Below are 15,850 nucleotides of genomic sequence, written 5' to 3' on the forward strand. Positions count from 1 at the left end.
TTGTGTTAGAAATAAACGATAGTGTTTATCAAAGACGTTCTTATAGAATTGATATAGATATTTAATAACCTAACCTAAAACTATATCTTAATTCAGGTTTCATTTGTGTGTTGAAAGCGGTCTTGTTTTTAAAAGCGAGACCGCTTTTTTTATGCCTGAAAATTCTATTTTTGCATATGGCCAATCATAACATCACCAGGCACATCGAAGCCCTTATATTTTCTTCCAGCCAAAGCATCGGTACACAAGAAATTATACTTGCCTTAAATGCCGTTTTCAAGGAAGAATTTATAGAAACACAGGTATTCGAAAGTATTGAGCTCATTAAAAAAAAGTATAACCATGATGATTTTGCCATCGAACTGGTATTTTTAAATAACGGTTATCAGTTTCTTACCAAAAAAGATTATCACGAAACTGTTAATCAACTTCAGTTACATCGCTCAAAGAAAAAATTAAGTCAGGCCGCCATGGAAACATTGGCCATAATAGCTTACCGCCAGCCCATTACCAAATTGGAAATTGAACAGATCAGGGGAGTTAATTCCGATTATTCTGTTCAAAGGTTATTGGAGAAAGAACTTATCAGCATTGAAGGAAAGGCTGAAACGCCTGGCAGGCCCATTCTATACACCACCAGTACGCTATTTATGGATTACTTCGGATTGAATAACCTTAGCCAGCTTCCACAGTTAAAAGACATCGTAAAAGAGGAAAATTCGGTGGGGGAAAATGTTGAATAAATAAATTAATTTCTTTGCTTCCAGATTGTTATTAAAAAAAGTTTTTTTGTATTTTTAAACTATAAAAGCAATTTTTATTTTTGTGTTATGAAAGCGCCAAAGAAACTACCAACTAAGCCAACTACCAAAAAACAGGTAGATGAAGATGATGATCTTGAAGATGATGACGATATTCAGACAACGAACAAGAAGCCTCAGGATGATGAAGATGATGATGATTTTGATCTGCCATTAGATGACCTTGACAACTTCGATAATTTCGATGACGACGACGACGATTATTAATATTTAAAAAAACATATATATGAAAAAGCATCCGCCCGCTTGGTTGGATGCTTTTTATTTTAAAATCTGCCCATGCAAGTTATAGCTGTAAACAATTCATCATTAAAAAAGGACTTTCTAGATACCCCAAAAATTCTCTACAAAAATGATAAAAACTGGATCTGTCCTTTAGATAGCGAAGTAGAAAATGTTTTTAATCCAGAAAAAAATACTTTTTTCGCGCATGGAAAGTGTATACGTTGGGTTTTAAAAGATGATGCAGGAAATTTGATTGGCCGTGTAGCAGCTTTTATTAATGAGAAAAAAGCTTACCATTATGATCAGCCAACTGGAGGAATGGGCTTTTTTGAATGTATTGATGATGAAAAAGCAGCTTTCCTTTTATTCGATACTGCTAAAGCCTGGTTAATTGAAAATGGAATGAAAGCGATGGACGGTCCAATTAATTTTGGCGAAAACGATACTTTTTGGGGTTTATTGGTAGAGGGCTTCACTCCTCCTTCTTTCGGAATGAATTATAACTTCCCATACTATCAGAATTTTTTTGAAAAATATGGTTTTGTTACCCAATACGAACAGTTAACCAATCATATAAACCTTACAATTCCCTTCCCAGAGCGTTTCACCAAAATTGCCAACTGGGTAAGAAATAAACCAGGTTATACTTTCGAATATTTCAGCAAGGCAAATTCGACTAAATACATTAATGATTTAATGGAAATTTACAATGATGGTTGGCAGGATTTTGAAAACTTTGTTCCAATTAAGAAGGAAACACTCGAAGAAAGCTTCAAAAGCATGGAGCCTATTATGGATGAGCATTTGATTCAATTTGCTTACTTTAATGGCGAACCGGCATCTTTTGTAGTATTAATTCCTGATGCCAACCAGATGATTAAGGGTTTTAACGGAAAGTTAGGTTTAATAGAAAAATTAAAGTTTGCTTATCGCCGCTGGGTTGGTGTTACACGTATGCGCGCAATTGTTATGGGCACTAAACCTAAATTTCAGAAACATGGCTTAGAATCGGTACTTTTTATCCGTTTAGGTGAATATGTGTTGCCTAAAAATCAATATAAAGAGCTTGAATTGAGCTGGGTTGGTGATTTTAATGAACAAATGATTGCTATACACAAAGCTACAGGCGCAACTTTTGGCAAAAAGCATTTAACGATGCGCAAAGTATTTTAACCTTAACAGGCCCTTCACCTGCAAAGGTTCATGTCTTCGAACCTTTTTTTTTGCAACGGAAACACATAAAACACGTATAAATTTAAAAAGCTTAATGCATCAACCAAGCTTTTTAAGTCCTCATCGTCCTCGTTTGTAACGAGGATGAAGGAGAAAGGCGATTTCATCGCCATCGAACTTTCTTACTTCTCATTATAAATGCAGACCTCGTTAATCCCCGTTGCAAATGAGGTTTATATTACTAATCCAAGCTTGGTGACTCACCAAGCTTTTTAAATTTTCTGATATAGGTTTCTCCATTTCTTTTTTAAAAGATGTGGTTGTTGAGCCACCAACCATGGATTACATGAGTTTGAGTCTACGCACTTTTATACTTCGGCAGGTTAATCAAAAGCACACTACCTAATATAATAACCAGTCCAATTAACCTGCGTAAGGCCAATTACCTCGTTGGTAAAGGTTAAACTCAATAAAACTGCAACCACAGGATTTACATATGCATAAGTACTTACCTGAGTTGCAGGACGTACTTTGAGCAACCATACATAAGCACTGAATGCAGCAATTGATCCAAAAAGAATCAGGTAAATAATTGATAGCCATGCATCTAGTGATATATGATTCCAATCCAATAATTTAAATTCTGTTTTCAACATTGCTCCTGGTAAAAATGCCAAACTAGCCATCAACATTTGCCAGCCTGTATTTGCGGATACCGAACTCTCTGTAGTGGGGTGATATTTGGAATAAAGCGATCCTCCAGCCCAGGCAATTGGCCCGAAAACAAGCAATACCATGCCTATAATCTGCAAATTACTTTGTTGTTTATCCAATGCCTGCACGATTTGATTGCCAAATAAGAGCACAACACCTAAAAAGCCAATAACCAATCCGGACACAATAAATTTATTGCTCAGATTTTCTTTCCAGTGCGATTTATCCAATATCACAAACCAGATTGCAGCAGAGGCTACCATTATGGCCACAAGGCCACTAGGTATATACTGTTCTACCCAAATTACGATGCCATTTCCCAAACCCAGCATTAAAATTCCGCTGACAGCAGCAATTTTTATCGTTTTAAGGTTAAAGATCTGCTCCCCTTTAACCTTGCACCAGGTCAACATTAAAATTCCGGCAACAAAAAACCGGAAAGCTCCCAAAATAAACGGAGGAAAACCGACCAATGCCTTTTGGATGAAAAAATATGTTGAGCCCCAAACGATGTATACAATAGCAAAAGCAATGTAAACCATTACCGGAGATGCTGTTTTGTTTAAATTTGCCATAAATTATTTTTGAGGGATAACCAATTGTTGCTGCTCTTTTACCGTTTCTAACACGATTGTAGTTTTCACAGATAAAATATTTGGAACCTTACTAAATTCATCACGGAGCAAGGCCATTAATGAAGCTGAATCTGCGGTTCTTACTTTAACAAGAAAACAGTCATCTCCCGCAATTACGTGCACTTCCTGCACATCAGGAATTTTTGCCAGCTCGATAGCGGTATCATTACAACTAAAACTCTGTGATGATTTCATGGAAATAAAAGCAAGCAATCTCAAATCTACAGCAATGGGATTTACCTTTGCATTGTACCCGGTAATCACATTTTTCTTTTCAAGCTTTTTAACCCTTTCTAGTACAGCTGAAGGGACTAAATCTAATGCCCTGGCTAAATCTACATTCGAAATGCGTGCATTATCTTGCATCAGTCTGAGGATAGCCAGATCGATATGATCTAAACTAAAATTGTTATCGATTACCATTCGATAAAATTATAATTATTTTGAATAAAATTCAAAATAATTATAATAAAAATGAATATTATTCTTTCATATAGCGTTATAAGGACAATAAATCTTAAAAATATAAAATAAACCGAATTTTTATATCCCAAGTTTATCGTATAGGTCGATTACTTTTTTACGAAGTTTATTGATTTCATCTTCCTTTTCTAGCAATTCTTTCTTTAGCAAAGTCAATTCAGCGGATGGTTCTGATCCTGCTGTTTTACCATCGATCAATTGTACAACAGGAACTTTAAAGGTTTTGGAAATCTGGATTAAACGGGAAATATTGAGATCGGTTTGACCCGTTTCTATTTTACAAAAAGCCGGGGTAGAGATATTTAATTTTTTAGCAGCATCAGCCTGACTTAAACCTAAGGCCAATCTGCTTTGTTTGATATTTTCTCCGATGCTTTTCATTGATTAGATATGAGATTTGAGATACCAGATATGAGACAAAAAAGGGATTTGAGATTCCTTGATATTAAATTTGAGAGGGGTTTGATCTTTAAAATCTTACCTCTCAAATCTCATTTCTCAAATCTCACTTCTCCAAAGCAGCCGCCAATTCAGGCAGATCGAAACCTGCATAATTACCAGAACTCATCATTAGCAGATTGGTGTTTTCATAATGGAGACTTAACAGATAAGCTTTTAATTTTGCCGCATTATTAAAAAACTTCAGCTTTGGATTGGCGAATGCCTGTTGAACATCATCCTCAGAAAATGGTTCCATCCGTTTTTGTTCAAAAGATTTTATATCGATAAATACAATTGCCTCATCGGCTTTATTCATTGCCTCCGGAATATTCTTTTAAAAAATCTTTGTTCAAACTACTAAAAGTATGCAACTCAATACAAGCTACCAATTTGCGGTTAGCAAACTGCGCTTTAACGGCATCAATTGTGGCTTTTAATTTTGATGGAGAATGTGCAAAGTCTTTATAAACATTTGTTGAATCATCGGCAGAAATAACCTCTAACCGCTTGGCAGCACCCGTAAATGAGGCAATGGCAGCATCAAACTCATCTTCGCTTATATTTAACTGCTTACATACCAGTTTGGCTGCATTTAGGTTCATCAGGTTATGATCACCAAAAACATTTAATGCTGTTTTTTCAGGCAGCAAATAGGTTATTCCGTTTCTAATTTCATGCTCAGGGATAGCGTATCCAATTTTGGTAACATTTGCTTTTGAATGTTCTACTATTTCATTTAAATCATGATCAGCCTTACAATAAATTAAGGTTCCGTTTTCCTCAATCGTATCAATAAATTTATCAAATTGCAAGGTATAATCGGCATACGTAGGAAAAACATTAATGTGATCCCAGGCAATGCCGCTAATTACAGCAACATTTGCTTTGTACAGATGAAATTTAGGTCTTCTGTCAATTGGAGAGGATAAATACTCATCTCCCTCAATAATCATTACCGGCGCTTCTTCGGTAACTTTAACCATGGTTTCAAAACCAGCCAGCTGTGCGCCAACTAAATAATCGAAATCATGTTTATAGTAATTAAGCACATGCAAAATCATACTGGTAATGGTTGTTTTACCATGACTGCCACCAATCACTATACGTAATTTATTTTTGCTTTGCTCATAAATATATTCCGGATAAGAATATATTTTAACACCAAGCTCCTGTGCTTTCACTAATTCAGGATTATCGATCCGCGCGTGCATACCCAAAATTACAGCATCAAGATCTTTCGCAATGCGATTTTCATCCCAGCCCATTTCGGCAGGCAATAAATCATATTTATCCAAACGGGATTTGGCAGGTTCGAAAATAACATCATCAGAACCTGTAATCTGATAACCCTTTTTATGTAAAGCAATAGCCAGATTGTGCATTGCACTGCCACCAATTGCTATAAAATGTATGCGCATATTTTTTCTGTTTTAGATTTGGGATGCTAGATTTGAGATATGAGACACAAGATTGGAGACTGGATATGTGAAAACAAGTTTTGCGTTGTAGACCTTAATCCCATCATCCTAAACCTTACGCCTTCTACCCTTCTACCTTTTTCTCAAACTGAGCCGCAACCCAGTCGCCATTTTGTTTATGATCGACATACTTAATGCCGTATTTAGCACATTCTGCAGTAATCATACCCAAATCAGGATCTAAATAAAAGCCACTGAAGAAGATTTTACCTTCAGTTTTTAATACCCCGGCATAACGGTGGATCTGATCTAAAAGAATATTTCTATTGATATTGGCAAAAATAACATCATATTCTTCGTCGGGGATTACTTCTTTACTGCCACATAATGCCTTTAAATTATTTACATTATTAAGCGCAGCATTTTCTATGGTACTTTCATAGCAAATATCATCATAATCAATTGCCATTAAGCTTTTAGCACCTAATTTTGAGGCCAAAATCGCTAAAATACCAGTACCGCAACCCATATCCAAAATATCTTTATCTTTTAAATCGGCTGCTAAAATATATTGCATCACCATAGTTGTGGTTTGATGATGACCGGTGCCAAAAGCCATTTTAGGATCTATTACAATCTCGTATGGATATGAAGGTTGAGGCTCATGAAAGGTTGCCCTTACGTAACAAACGTCATCAATAATCAGCGGACTGAAGTTTTTTTCCCATTCAGCATTCCAGTTTTCGTCGGCAACATCTTCCAAAACATAATCTGTTGCAAACTCCTCAATATAATTTGCTAAAAGTTCTTTTAACTCTTTTTCGTTAAAACTATCCTTTATAATGAAGGCTGTAAATCCACTTTCACTATCTTCGAAGGTATCGAAGCCTAAATCGGCAAGATCGCTGATCAGCAAATCCTGTTGATAATCTTCGATACCTTTGAATGTAAATATTGCTTTTATGTATTGCATTTAGCTATTTAATGCTTTGATAATATCTGTAAAATCACGTGATTTCAATGATGCACCACCAATTAAGCCACCATCAATATCTTTTTGAGAGAATAAACTTGCTGCATTACCAGGATTACAGCTACCACCATACAAAATGGTTGTATCATCAGCAACATTAAAACCATAATTGGCTTCAATTTCACTGCGAATAAAAGCATGTATATCTTGTGCCTGCTCTGGCGAAGCGGTTAAACCTGTGCCAATAGCCCAAACCGGCTCATAAGCAATAACGATCTTTTTAAAATCTTCTTCAGTTAAGCTGAAAATACCTTCTACCAATTGTTTTTTTAATACTTCGTAGTAGCTGCCGTTGTTTCTTTCATCTAAAGTTTCGCCAATACAGAAAATAGGAATTAAACCGTTGGATAAAGCTACCTTTGTTTTTTCAGCCAATAAAGCATCGCTTTCTGCAAAATACTGTCTGCGTTCTGAGTGACCTAAAATAACATATTCTGCACCAACAGATTTTACCATTTTAGCTGAAGTTTCGCCCGTATAAGCACCACTTTCTTTATCGCTAATGTTTTGAGCGCCAATTTTAACATCGTTACCACCCAATTTTGCCAAGCTGTTTAAATGAATAAATGGTGAGCAAATAATGGCCAGTTGATCGCCTTTGCGCTCATCTTTAACCATATTTACAATTTCGCTGAATAACGAAACGCCTTCATTATAATCTAAGTTCATTTTCCAGTTACCGGCAACAATCTTTTTTCTCATTTTGTATTATTTAATGGTTGGTTGATCTTTTTCAGATCGGTTTTATATTAAAATCGTCTATACGATTCAGTTAATTCAAATATTTTGGCAACAATGTTTTTTTCAGTTTCATCAAACAACAAATCTTTTCTTGAAAATACCTTTTCCGTTGTTCCGAACATCTTATCCAGCCTGTAGGCTTCAAAACCACTAGCCCCTCCCCAACTAAAATCAGGAACATGGTTTGGCGGAAAACCTGCACCGAAAACATTCGTTCCAACTCCAACTACAGTTCCGGTATTAAACATGGTATTAATACCGCTCTTTGCATGATCAGCCATGATTAAACCACAGAATTGCAAATTGGTATTGCGCATTTTTTTGCTTTCGTAATCGAAAAGTTTTACTTCAGCGTAATTATTTTTGAGGTTCGAATTATTGGTATCAGCACCAATATTGCACCATTCGCCCATTACTGAATTACCAAGATAACCCTCGTGCCCTTTTGCCGAATTGCCCCAGATAACTGAATTGTTAATTTCGCCTCCGGCACGGCTGTTTGGACCTATCGTAGTGCCAGAATATATTTTAGCACCCATTTTAATTGATGAATTTTCGCAAAGCGCAAAAGATCCTCTTATTAAACTACCCTCCCAAACTTCGGCATTTTTACCCAGATAAATTGGGCCGTAGGTGGTATTAAAAACGCTGCATTCGGCTTTGGCACCTTCTTCAAGAAAAATATCTTCGCCCAGTAATTGATTGGTGCCACTTAATTTAGCTGAAACTCGGCCTTCAGTTAATAATTTAAAATCTTTCCTGATTTCGCCTGGATTATTAATAAAAATATGCTCAGGATACACAATTTGCACAAAATCACGTGCATACTCAATTGGTTTTAACTGACTTAACGGACTCTATATCATGATTTGCTGAGATATAAGCAATAATTACATCTTTTTTATAGAGTACTTCTCCATTCTTTAAACTATTTACAGCATTTACTAAAGCTTCATCCGGACAAATGGAACCATTTATACATAAATCGGCATTAGGTTTCGGGGCGAATTTTACAGAAAGGTAATCTTGCGTATGAAAACCAAAATCAGCTTTTAAATATTTGGCCCATTTTTCGGCAATGGTTAAAATACCAATGCGTAAATCGGCTACCGGCCTGGTAAAGGTAAGCGGACGTAGCGACATCCAGGAAGCATCATCAAATAGATTGATTGTCATAAGCCACAAAAATAAAAAAAGTCCCGATGCTTTTGGCAAAGGGACTTCAAAAAATGCTTTTTACTGCTAAAATTATTTCTTAGCGTAACGGTTTTTGAATTTATCGATACGTCCTGCTGTATCAACCAATTTCATTTTACCAGTATAAAAAGGGTGTGATGTATGAGAAATCTCTAATTTATAAAGAGGATATTCGTTACCATCTTCCCATTTAATTGTTTCTTTAGTATCTACGCAAGATTTTGTTAAGAAAGCATATTCGTTAGACATATCTTTAAAAACAACTGGTCTGTAGCTTGTTGGGTGCAAATCTTTTTTCATTTGAATATTATTTTTAGTTATTTGTGTGAAAGCATCAAGAACATTTTTGCAATTTGCTGGCAACAACGCTTATGACATTTCCTATTAGTCTTTCTACCTCTATTTTAGAGGATGCAAATATCTTAATTTTATTTCTGATTTACAAGCCAAAATTAAAATTTTAAATTATAAGACATTTCGGTTCTTAATTTTGAAAAACAGATCATCAAAATGTTTGGTTGAAATGATACCACAGTTAACCATAACCGCAACAAAATTAAACTTTTTTGGATTTAATATTGTTTTTCAGATATTTAAAAAATATATGTAATTTTGATATATGAGAAAAGACAGCGAATTTGATGGAATAATCCATGCCAACAGCAGCGGAAAACTCTACATTAAAAGTCCCGATTTCTTTGCACAGCCAAGGGTTATCCAAATGGTAAGCTCCTTAATGGAATCGAGCATCTTTAAAAAAATAGAAAAAGATAAAAAAAGAAAATAGTTTATAATGCCCTTTAACCTACTGCTCTTTCCTCTTGTAGGTGGCTATTATATCTTAATCAGGTTCAGATACCTGAGGTATGTGCAATATCGGCTCGAAAGTCAACGCATATTATTAAACTCTGCTTTTGCCGGCATCCTTTTACTTGGTGCATGTTTTATATTCAGGGCAATACTGATCGCCATTTGGCCGGAAACAGTTGAACAGCTAAGTAAATTACTCCCAATACATACCTCTTATTTCGGAACCACCAGCATGTCGTTATTTGTAGCCGTAGCTGCAACAGAAATTGCAAATCTTTTTATTAACCGTTTAAAAGCCATTAAAAGTGCAATTGCTACCTCAGGAAATGAATTTGAGTTGTTATTAAGTTCGTCTTTTTTTGATGCGCACCTTTTACAGTTTACCATGGATAGCGGCAAATTTTATGTAGGTTGGGTTAAAGAGCTTCCCAAACCTTTTACCACAAGTTATATCCGCATTACCCCTGCATTTAGCGGCTACCGCAAGGCTGACGATAAAGAACTGGTTTTTACCACGCAATATTTAACGGTTTACGCCAGTTATATTGAAGATGGCTCTGTTGAAAATACAAATGAATTAAAAACCGACCTTGTATTAAAAGCAGATAAAATTAATTCAGTTTCATTTTTTGATATGGATATGTATAACCGTTTTAATCCGGCGCAGGAATAAATACGCTAAACTAATCTTTCTTAGGGCTGTATTGTGCCCAGGTTTCTATTTTGGCTTTCTGACGGGCGATATAAGCATCGGCAATTACTTCAGCCGAACTTGAGCCTTCCACAGTTTCTAATAATTCTTTTAATTTATACTGATCTACATCCGCTTTATATAAAATCTGAATCAGTTTTGGAAAATCGTTATCGATAAGGTAAGCGAAAGCATCTACTATTGCACTACGCAGCTGACTTTCTGAAAGGTTAGCTGGTATATCGAAATCTTTATTGATAATGCTAATTAATGACATGGAAAAGGTTTTTAGAGTTGAAGAAACAATGGTCAGTTTTATAACATTAGCCTTAGGTAATTTGCACCAACAGAAGAACCACAGGCCAAAATTAAATAAACCTCATAAAAGCGGCAGCTTCCGATTCTTCATCGGAACTATAGCGGTTAGCAGGACTGAAAAGGCTATGGAATGCGGGACCAATCGTTTTCAAAAGACCCTGAAATAAATTCAGGGTGACGCCCGAGTTAAATCCATTTAATTTCCTGGCAAATTTCGATCAGCACACCGTTGGTATCTTTTGGATGCACAAAACACACCATTTTATTATCCGCCCCTTTTTTGGGCGAATCGCTAAGCAGCACAAATCCTTCTTTGTGTAACCGTTCCATTTCGGCCAGGATATCATCAACAAGAAAAGCAATGTGGTGGATTCCCTCCCCTTTTTTCTCAATAAATTTAGCAATTGCACTATCCGGAGCCGTAGCCTGAAGGAGCTCAACCTTATTTTCGCCTGTTTTAAAGAAAGCCGTATTTACAAATTCTGATGCAACCTGCTCTGTTTTATAGCAATCGGTATTTAATAGTTTTTGATAAAGATCTATCGAACTGTTAAGGTCTTTTACCGCGATTCCGATGTGTTCTATCTTATTCATAGATTATAAGGTTATGTGAATGTAAAAATGCGGCTTTTCTCTATAAGGTCATAGCTAATATTTATAATTGTTAAATAAGTTTTTTCGTATCTTTGTGTTATAATTAACAGAATAGAGATGAAACAGCCGATATATTTAGATAATAATGCAACAACCCCACTAGATCCAAGGGTGTTGGAAGCAATGCTACCTTACTTTACAGAGAAATTTGGAAATGCCGCAAGTCGTAATCACGCGTTTGGCTGGGTGGCTGAAGAGGGTGTAGATTATGCTCGTGAGCAGGTAGCCAAATTAATCGGCTGTACTGAAAAAGAAATTATTTTTACATCAGGTGCTACCGAAGCCGATAACCTGGCGATTAAAGGTGTATTTGAAATGTACAAAGAAAAAGGTAACCACATTATTACTGCGGTTACTGAACATAAAGCAGTTTTAGATACTTGTAAACACTTAGAAAAAAACGGTGCCCGTGTAACGTATCTAGGCGTTAAAGAAGATGGTTTAATTGATTTAGCTGAATTGGAAGCTGCCATGACTCCTGAAACGATTTTAGTTTCGATTATGTATGGCAACAACGAAATTGGTGTAATACAACCGGTTAAAGAAATTGCAGCTATTGCGCACAAACACGGTGCTTTATTTATGACTGATGCTACGCAGGCAGTTGGTAAAATACCTGTTGATGTAAATACTGACGGAATTGACTTAATGGCTTTCTCGGCACATAAAATGTATGGTCCGAAAGGTGTTGGCGTACTTTACGTTCGTCGTAAAAACCCAAGGGTTAAAGTAACTGCACAAATGGACGGCGGTGGCCACGAGCGTGGAATGCGTTCTGGTACGTTAAATGTTCCTGGTATTGTTGGTTTAGGAAAAGCCTGCGAACTTTGCCGTTTAGAAATGGAAAGTGAATCAATCCGTTTATCTGCACTACGTGATAAATTGGAAAGCACGCTAAACCAAATGGAAGAGAGTTATGTTAATGGTAATACACAACACCGTTTACCGCATGTAGCCAATATTTCTTTCAAATATGTTGAGGGTGAAGGTTTAATGATGGCCATGAGTGATTTAGCAGTATCTTCTGGATCGGCTTGTACTTCAGCTTCATTAGAACCATCATATGTATTAAAAAGCTTGGGTTTATCTGATGATTTAGCGCACTCTTCTATCCGTTACGGTTTAGGAAGATTTACTACAGAAGAAGAAATTGACCAGGCTATTGAAGTTACTCAAAAAGCAGTTAACCACTTAAGAGAACTTTCTCCACTTTGGGAAATGTTTAAAGAAGGAATTGACTTGAGTAAAATTGAGTGGGCAGAACACTAGGACAGTTTGAATTGGCAGTTCGCAGTATTGAGTTGCTAAATGATAATTGAAACTGATAATTAATAAATAAAACTATCTCCGAAAGGAGTTTTAAGAAATAGAAAACATGGCATATTCAGAAAAAGTAATTGACCATTACAATAACCCACGTAACGTAGGTACATTAAATAAAGACAGCAAATTTGTAGGGACAGGATTAGTTGGCGCACCTGAGTGTGGCGACGTAATGCGCTTACAAATTGAAGTTGGAGAAGATAACGTAATCACAGATGCCAAATTTAAAACATTCGGTTGTGGTTCGGCTATTGCTTCCTCTTCATTAGCTACAGAATGGTTAAAAGGAAAAACAATTGATGAAGCATTATCTATCGATAACATGGATATTGTTGAAGAATTGGCTTTACCTCCAGTAAAAATTCACTGCTCAGTTTTAGCAGAAGATGCAATTAAATCGGCTATTAACGATTACCGCGTTAAAAATGGCTTAGAAGCAATTGTATTGGAAAAATCGCACCATTAGAATAGATGTGAGACAATAGATTTGAGATGCGAGAGCACCTAACTTAGGGGCGTCTCAAATATTTCTCAAATCTAATCTCTCAAATCACAAATCTCGATCACAATGATTACAATAACAGATAAAGCAAAAGATAAAATCACACACTTAATGCAGGATTCAGAAATGGGTTCTGATTACTTTTTGCGTGTTTCGGTAAAAGGTGGTGGTTGCTCGGGTTTATCATATAACTTAGATTTTGATAACGAAGAACAAAAGGGCGATCAGTTTTTTGAAAGACAGAGGAATTAAAATTGCTTTGGATACTGAAATCATTCCTTTATTTGGCCGGTACTGAATTAGATTTCACTGATGGTTTAAATGGAAAAGGTTTTAACTTTATAAATCCAAATGCCAGTCGTAGCTGTGGCTGTGGCGAAAGTTTTTCAGTTTAATCTAATCAATAAATTATACAAGAAGGTTTCATTTTATGGAACCTTTTTTGCGTTTTAAGAGATTTCATTATCCTTTAATTTTTTTTCTAAGATTTACACAGTTCTTAAACCTGTTGCATAATTTTGGTTATTATGTGAAAGAAACATTCAGCACCTTAAATAAAAATCAGTTTAATCTGCACCTATTTTCTGTCTAATCTGCCGAAAAAATCAACAACCAAAGCAATCTTAAAGCTACCTGACCAACGAAACACCAGCCCCAATTTGTATTTTTAAACCAAAAAGCCTTATAATTGTCAATTATATTAGCGAACCAAATTACGAGCATGCCATTAATAAACGAATTTTCAACTGTTCCTACCTTATTGAGAAATGTTGTAAAAAACATTCATAAGCCACAAGAAACTTTTTTGATTCACAAACAAGGTGCAGAATGGACTGAAATTTCTTATGAAGATACCTTAAAAAGGGCTGATGCGGTTTCTGCTTTCTTTTTAGAAAAAGGAATAAAAAAAGGAGACCGCTTAGGTTTGATGATTGAAAATTCGCCAGAATATGTTTATTATGATCAGGGCATACAACAGATCGGTGTAATTAACGTATCGATTTACCCAACCCTTTCTGAGCAGGAAGTGGCTTACATCATTAACGATTCTGGCATAAAAGCCATTCTTGTTGGGAATAATTTTCTTTATCGTAAAGTACTCAAAGTTGCAGCCAATTGTAAAGCATTAAAATATATCATTCCTGCTTTTAAGGATTTTGAAAAAGTTGTTATTCCTTCAGAAGTAAATGTAGAGGTAATTGCATTTTCCGACATCCTTGCGCTGAAACATCAGGTAACTGCAGCAGAAAAAGCAGAAATCGACCAATGTAGAAGTCTGGTTTTACCTGATGATGTTTCTTCATTAATTTATACCTCAGGAACCACAGGAACACCAAAAGGCGTAATGCTTACTCATTATAATTTTGTAAAAAATGTTGAAGTTTGTTTACAGCAAATACCCGTAATCGATCAAACTGAAACCTTTTTATCATTTTTACCACTCTCTCACGTATTCGAACGGACCGCAACTTATCATGTTTGCTGTGCCCAAGGCTGTAAAATTGCCTTTGCGCAAAGTTTAGAGTTGTTGGCAAAAAACATGGGCGAAGTTAAACCAACGGTAATGAGCTGTGTACCGCGTTTGTTAGAGCGGATACATGATAAAGCGATTAAAGGTGGAACCGCTGGCGGAGGTACAAAAGCAAAAATATTTACCTGGGCTTTAGAAACCGGCAATAAATTCCGCGTAGCAAAAGAAGCAGGTAAAAATCCAGGGTTGCTGTTATCCGTTAAAAAAGGAATAGCAGAGAAACTGGTTTTTAGTAAAATTAAAGAGAAAACAGGCGGCCGGCTGAAATTTATGATTTCTGGCGGCGCTGCCCTTCCGAAAAATGTAGGTGAGTTTTTTGGCGATCTGGGTATTAAAATATTGGAGGGTTTTGGATTAACAGAAACATCACCTGTAATGTCGGTAACTGAATACCACAGACAGGTTTATGGTACTGTAGGTCGTGTTATTCCTGGCATCGAAGTGGGTATTCAGGATGTAGAAAGCAAAGAAATGTTGAGCATTCAAACACATAATACTTTTAATGAAGAATTTGAGTGTGCAGAAGGCGAAGTAATTGTTCGCGGCCATTGTGTAATGAAAGGCTATTTTAATAAACCTGCTGAAACTGCAGAGGCGATTGATAAAGACATGTGGTTCCATACTGGGGATATTGGCCGTTTTTACAAGGGTAATTTACAGATTACAGACCGGTTGAAAAATATGATCGTAAATGCTTATGGTAAAAATGTTTATCCTACCCCGGTTGAAAACATTTATTTAAAAAGCCCGAAGATTGATCAGCTGTTTTTAATTGGAGATAAACGCGAATTTATCACTGCTATTATTATTCCGAACAGAGAAACTTTAGAAGAAACATTTAAGCTTAAGCCATCATTTTTCGATGAGTCAGACCCTTTTATCCGTGAACAGGAAATTCTGGATTGGATGGAACTGGATATCAAAAAAATATCAAGTGAACTTGCCAAATTTGAGCGTATCAAAAATTTTAAGATCAAACGTAATCCTTTCAACATAGATGAAGGTGAAATTACTCCAACAATGAAAGTGAAACGCCGTATTGTAGAAAAAAAATATGCTGAGGCGATTGATGAAATGTATGAGGAAGGTATTGAGGCCGAATAGAATGCCTTTAAAAGGTAATCTGTAGTATATAAAGAA

18 protein-coding genes and 2 pseudogenes are annotated in these 15,850 nt (G+C 35.9%); 9 read left to right on the forward strand and 11 right to left on the reverse strand.

Translation table 11 applies throughout. The annotated features are described in order from the left end of the window. Positions 1-176 precede the first annotated feature (176 nt). From scpB to AC0IWE_RS07765, 3 genes are all read left to right on the forward strand, one after another. Positions 177-743: an SMC-Scp complex subunit ScpB gene (scpB, locus tag AC0IWE_RS07755; RefSeq protein ID WP_471792614.1), complete on the forward strand. Its 567-nt coding sequence runs from the start codon at positions 177-179 to the stop codon at positions 741-743. Positions 744-830: 87 nt separating this feature from the next. After that, positions 831-1,028 (forward strand): hypothetical protein, encoded by a 198-nt coding sequence (locus AC0IWE_RS07760; protein ID WP_055905253.1) that lies wholly within the window; start codon positions 831-833, stop codon positions 1,026-1,028. A 72-nt stretch (positions 1,029-1,100) separates the two neighbouring features. Further along, on the forward strand, positions 1,101-2,219 hold the full coding sequence (locus AC0IWE_RS07765; RefSeq protein ID WP_471792615.1) for a GNAT family N-acetyltransferase: 1,119 nt from the start codon (positions 1,101-1,103) through the stop codon (positions 2,217-2,219). Between the two features lie 398 nt (positions 2,220-2,617). Here AC0IWE_RS07765 and AC0IWE_RS07770 read toward each other — a convergent pair whose 3' ends face one another. The 9 genes and pseudogenes from AC0IWE_RS07770 to AC0IWE_RS07810 form a co-directional block, all read right to left on the reverse strand. Next, positions 2,618-3,508: an EamA family transporter gene (locus tag AC0IWE_RS07770; protein WP_471792616.1), complete on the reverse strand. Its 891-nt coding sequence runs from the start codon at positions 3,506-3,508 to the stop codon at positions 2,618-2,620. A 3-nt stretch (positions 3,509-3,511) separates the two neighbouring features. Further along, positions 3,512-3,991, reverse strand: coding sequence for an Lrp/AsnC family transcriptional regulator (locus AC0IWE_RS07775; RefSeq protein WP_055905263.1), 480 nt, complete (start codon positions 3,989-3,991; stop codon positions 3,512-3,514). 120 nt (positions 3,992-4,111) lie between these two features. After that, positions 4,112-4,432, reverse strand: a complete 321-nt coding sequence (locus tag AC0IWE_RS07780; protein ID WP_471792617.1) for a helix-turn-helix domain-containing protein — start codon at positions 4,430-4,432, stop codon at positions 4,112-4,114. Between the two features lie 124 nt (positions 4,433-4,556). After that, positions 4,557-5,910, reverse strand: a pseudogene (locus tag AC0IWE_RS07785) (UDP-N-acetylmuramate--L-alanine ligase). 124 nt (positions 5,911-6,034) lie between these two features. Beyond that, positions 6,035-6,883 carry a 50S ribosomal protein L11 methyltransferase gene (gene prmA, locus AC0IWE_RS07790; protein WP_471792618.1) on the reverse strand — a complete coding sequence of 283 codons (849 nt, stop codon included), beginning with the start codon at positions 6,881-6,883 and terminating at the stop codon, positions 6,035-6,037. Further along, positions 6,884-7,645 (reverse strand): triose-phosphate isomerase, encoded by a 762-nt coding sequence (gene tpiA / locus AC0IWE_RS07795; RefSeq protein WP_055905276.1) that lies wholly within the window; start codon positions 7,643-7,645, stop codon positions 6,884-6,886. A 47-nt stretch (positions 7,646-7,692) separates the two neighbouring features. Beyond that, on the reverse strand, positions 7,693-8,496 hold the full coding sequence (locus AC0IWE_RS07800; protein ID WP_471792619.1) for a hypothetical protein: 804 nt from the start codon (positions 8,494-8,496) through the stop codon (positions 7,693-7,695). Positions 8,497-8,512: 16 nt separating this feature from the next. Next, positions 8,513-8,860: a putative sugar nucleotidyl transferase gene (locus tag AC0IWE_RS07805; RefSeq protein WP_471792620.1), complete on the reverse strand. Its 348-nt coding sequence runs from the start codon at positions 8,858-8,860 to the stop codon at positions 8,513-8,515. A gap of 72 nt (positions 8,861-8,932) precedes the next feature. After that, positions 8,933-9,181 carry a type B 50S ribosomal protein L31 gene (locus AC0IWE_RS07810; RefSeq protein ID WP_025142617.1) on the reverse strand — a complete coding sequence of 83 codons (249 nt, stop codon included), beginning with the start codon at positions 9,179-9,181 and terminating at the stop codon, positions 8,933-8,935. 319 nt (positions 9,182-9,500) lie between these two features. Here AC0IWE_RS07810 and AC0IWE_RS07815 point away from each other — a divergent pair, with 319 nt between their 5' ends. After that, entirely contained in the window at positions 9,501-9,668 is a 168-nt protein-coding gene (locus AC0IWE_RS07815; RefSeq protein ID WP_157255353.1) for a hypothetical protein, read from the forward strand. 6 nt (positions 9,669-9,674) lie between these two features. After that, positions 9,675-10,364, forward strand: coding sequence for a hypothetical protein (locus tag AC0IWE_RS07820; RefSeq protein ID WP_471792621.1), 690 nt, complete (start codon positions 9,675-9,677; stop codon positions 10,362-10,364). A 10-nt stretch (positions 10,365-10,374) separates the two neighbouring features. Here the strand turns inward: AC0IWE_RS07820 and AC0IWE_RS07825 are convergent, their stop codons facing one another. Together AC0IWE_RS07825 and mce are read right to left on the reverse strand one after the other, a co-directional pair. Continuing rightward, a complete protein-coding gene (locus AC0IWE_RS07825; protein WP_471792622.1) occupies positions 10,375-10,659 on the reverse strand; it encodes a hypothetical protein in 285 nt (94 codons plus the stop codon). Between the two features lie 227 nt (positions 10,660-10,886). Beyond that, a complete protein-coding gene (gene mce, locus AC0IWE_RS07830) occupies positions 10,887-11,294 on the reverse strand; it encodes a methylmalonyl-CoA epimerase (RefSeq protein ID WP_055905290.1) in 408 nt (135 codons plus the stop codon). A gap of 117 nt (positions 11,295-11,411) precedes the next feature. Between mce and AC0IWE_RS07835 the strand changes: the two genes are divergently transcribed. From AC0IWE_RS07835 to AC0IWE_RS07850, 4 genes and pseudogenes are all read left to right on the forward strand, one after another. Beyond that, on the forward strand, positions 11,412-12,623 hold the full coding sequence (locus AC0IWE_RS07835) for an IscS subfamily cysteine desulfurase (RefSeq protein ID WP_463495416.1): 1,212 nt from the start codon (positions 11,412-11,414) through the stop codon (positions 12,621-12,623). A gap of 106 nt (positions 12,624-12,729) precedes the next feature. Further along, positions 12,730-13,143: a Fe-S cluster assembly scaffold IscU gene (gene iscU / locus AC0IWE_RS07840; RefSeq protein WP_025142622.1), complete on the forward strand. Its 414-nt coding sequence runs from the start codon at positions 12,730-12,732 to the stop codon at positions 13,141-13,143. A gap of 102 nt (positions 13,144-13,245) precedes the next feature. Further along, a pseudogene (locus tag AC0IWE_RS07845) lies at positions 13,246-13,574 on the forward strand (HesB/IscA family protein). Between the two features lie 326 nt (positions 13,575-13,900). Further along, entirely contained in the window at positions 13,901-15,814 is a 1,914-nt protein-coding gene (locus AC0IWE_RS07850) for an AMP-dependent synthetase/ligase (RefSeq protein WP_471792623.1), read from the forward strand. Positions 15,815-15,850: the final 36 nt, after the last annotated feature.

The organism is Pedobacter sp. AC402 (assembly GCF_979252805.1).

Coding starts and splice junctions, on each gene's coding strand:
- scpB (WP_471792614.1), top strand. CDS start 177: ATGGCCAATCATAACATCACCAGGCACATCGAAGCCCTTATATTTTCT.
- AC0IWE_RS07760 (WP_055905253.1), top strand. CDS start 831: ATGAAAGCGCCAAAGAAACTACCAACTAAGCCAACTACCAAAAAACAG.
- AC0IWE_RS07765 (WP_471792615.1), top strand. CDS start 1,101: ATGCAAGTTATAGCTGTAAACAATTCATCATTAAAAAAGGACTTTCTA.
- AC0IWE_RS07770 (WP_471792616.1), bottom strand. CDS start 3,508: ATGGCAAATTTAAACAAAACAGCATCTCCGGTAATGGTTTACATTGCT.
- AC0IWE_RS07775 (WP_055905263.1), bottom strand. CDS start 3,991: ATGGTAATCGATAACAATTTTAGTTTAGATCATATCGATCTGGCTATC.
- AC0IWE_RS07780 (WP_471792617.1), bottom strand. CDS start 4,432: ATGAAAAGCATCGGAGAAAATATCAAACAAAGCAGATTGGCCTTAGGT.
- prmA (WP_471792618.1), bottom strand. CDS start 6,883: ATGCAATACATAAAAGCAATATTTACATTCAAAGGTATCGAAGATTAT.
- tpiA (WP_055905276.1), bottom strand. CDS start 7,645: ATGAGAAAAAAGATTGTTGCCGGTAACTGGAAAATGAACTTAGATTAT.
- AC0IWE_RS07805 (WP_471792620.1), bottom strand. CDS start 8,860: ATGACAATCAATCTATTTGATGATGCTTCCTGGATGTCGCTACGTCCG.
- AC0IWE_RS07810 (WP_025142617.1), bottom strand. CDS start 9,181: ATGAAAAAAGATTTGCACCCAACAAGCTACAGACCAGTTGTTTTTAAA.
- AC0IWE_RS07815 (WP_157255353.1), top strand. CDS start 9,501: ATGAGAAAAGACAGCGAATTTGATGGAATAATCCATGCCAACAGCAGC.
- AC0IWE_RS07820 (WP_471792621.1), top strand. CDS start 9,675: ATGCCCTTTAACCTACTGCTCTTTCCTCTTGTAGGTGGCTATTATATC.
- AC0IWE_RS07825 (WP_471792622.1), bottom strand. CDS start 10,659: ATGTCATTAATTAGCATTATCAATAAAGATTTCGATATACCAGCTAAC.
- mce (WP_055905290.1), bottom strand. CDS start 11,294: ATGAATAAGATAGAACACATCGGAATCGCGGTAAAAGACCTTAACAGT.
- AC0IWE_RS07835 (WP_463495416.1), top strand. CDS start 11,412: ATGAAACAGCCGATATATTTAGATAATAATGCAACAACCCCACTAGAT.
- iscU (WP_025142622.1), top strand. CDS start 12,730: ATGGCATATTCAGAAAAAGTAATTGACCATTACAATAACCCACGTAAC.
- AC0IWE_RS07850 (WP_471792623.1), top strand. CDS start 13,901: ATGCCATTAATAAACGAATTTTCAACTGTTCCTACCTTATTGAGAAAT.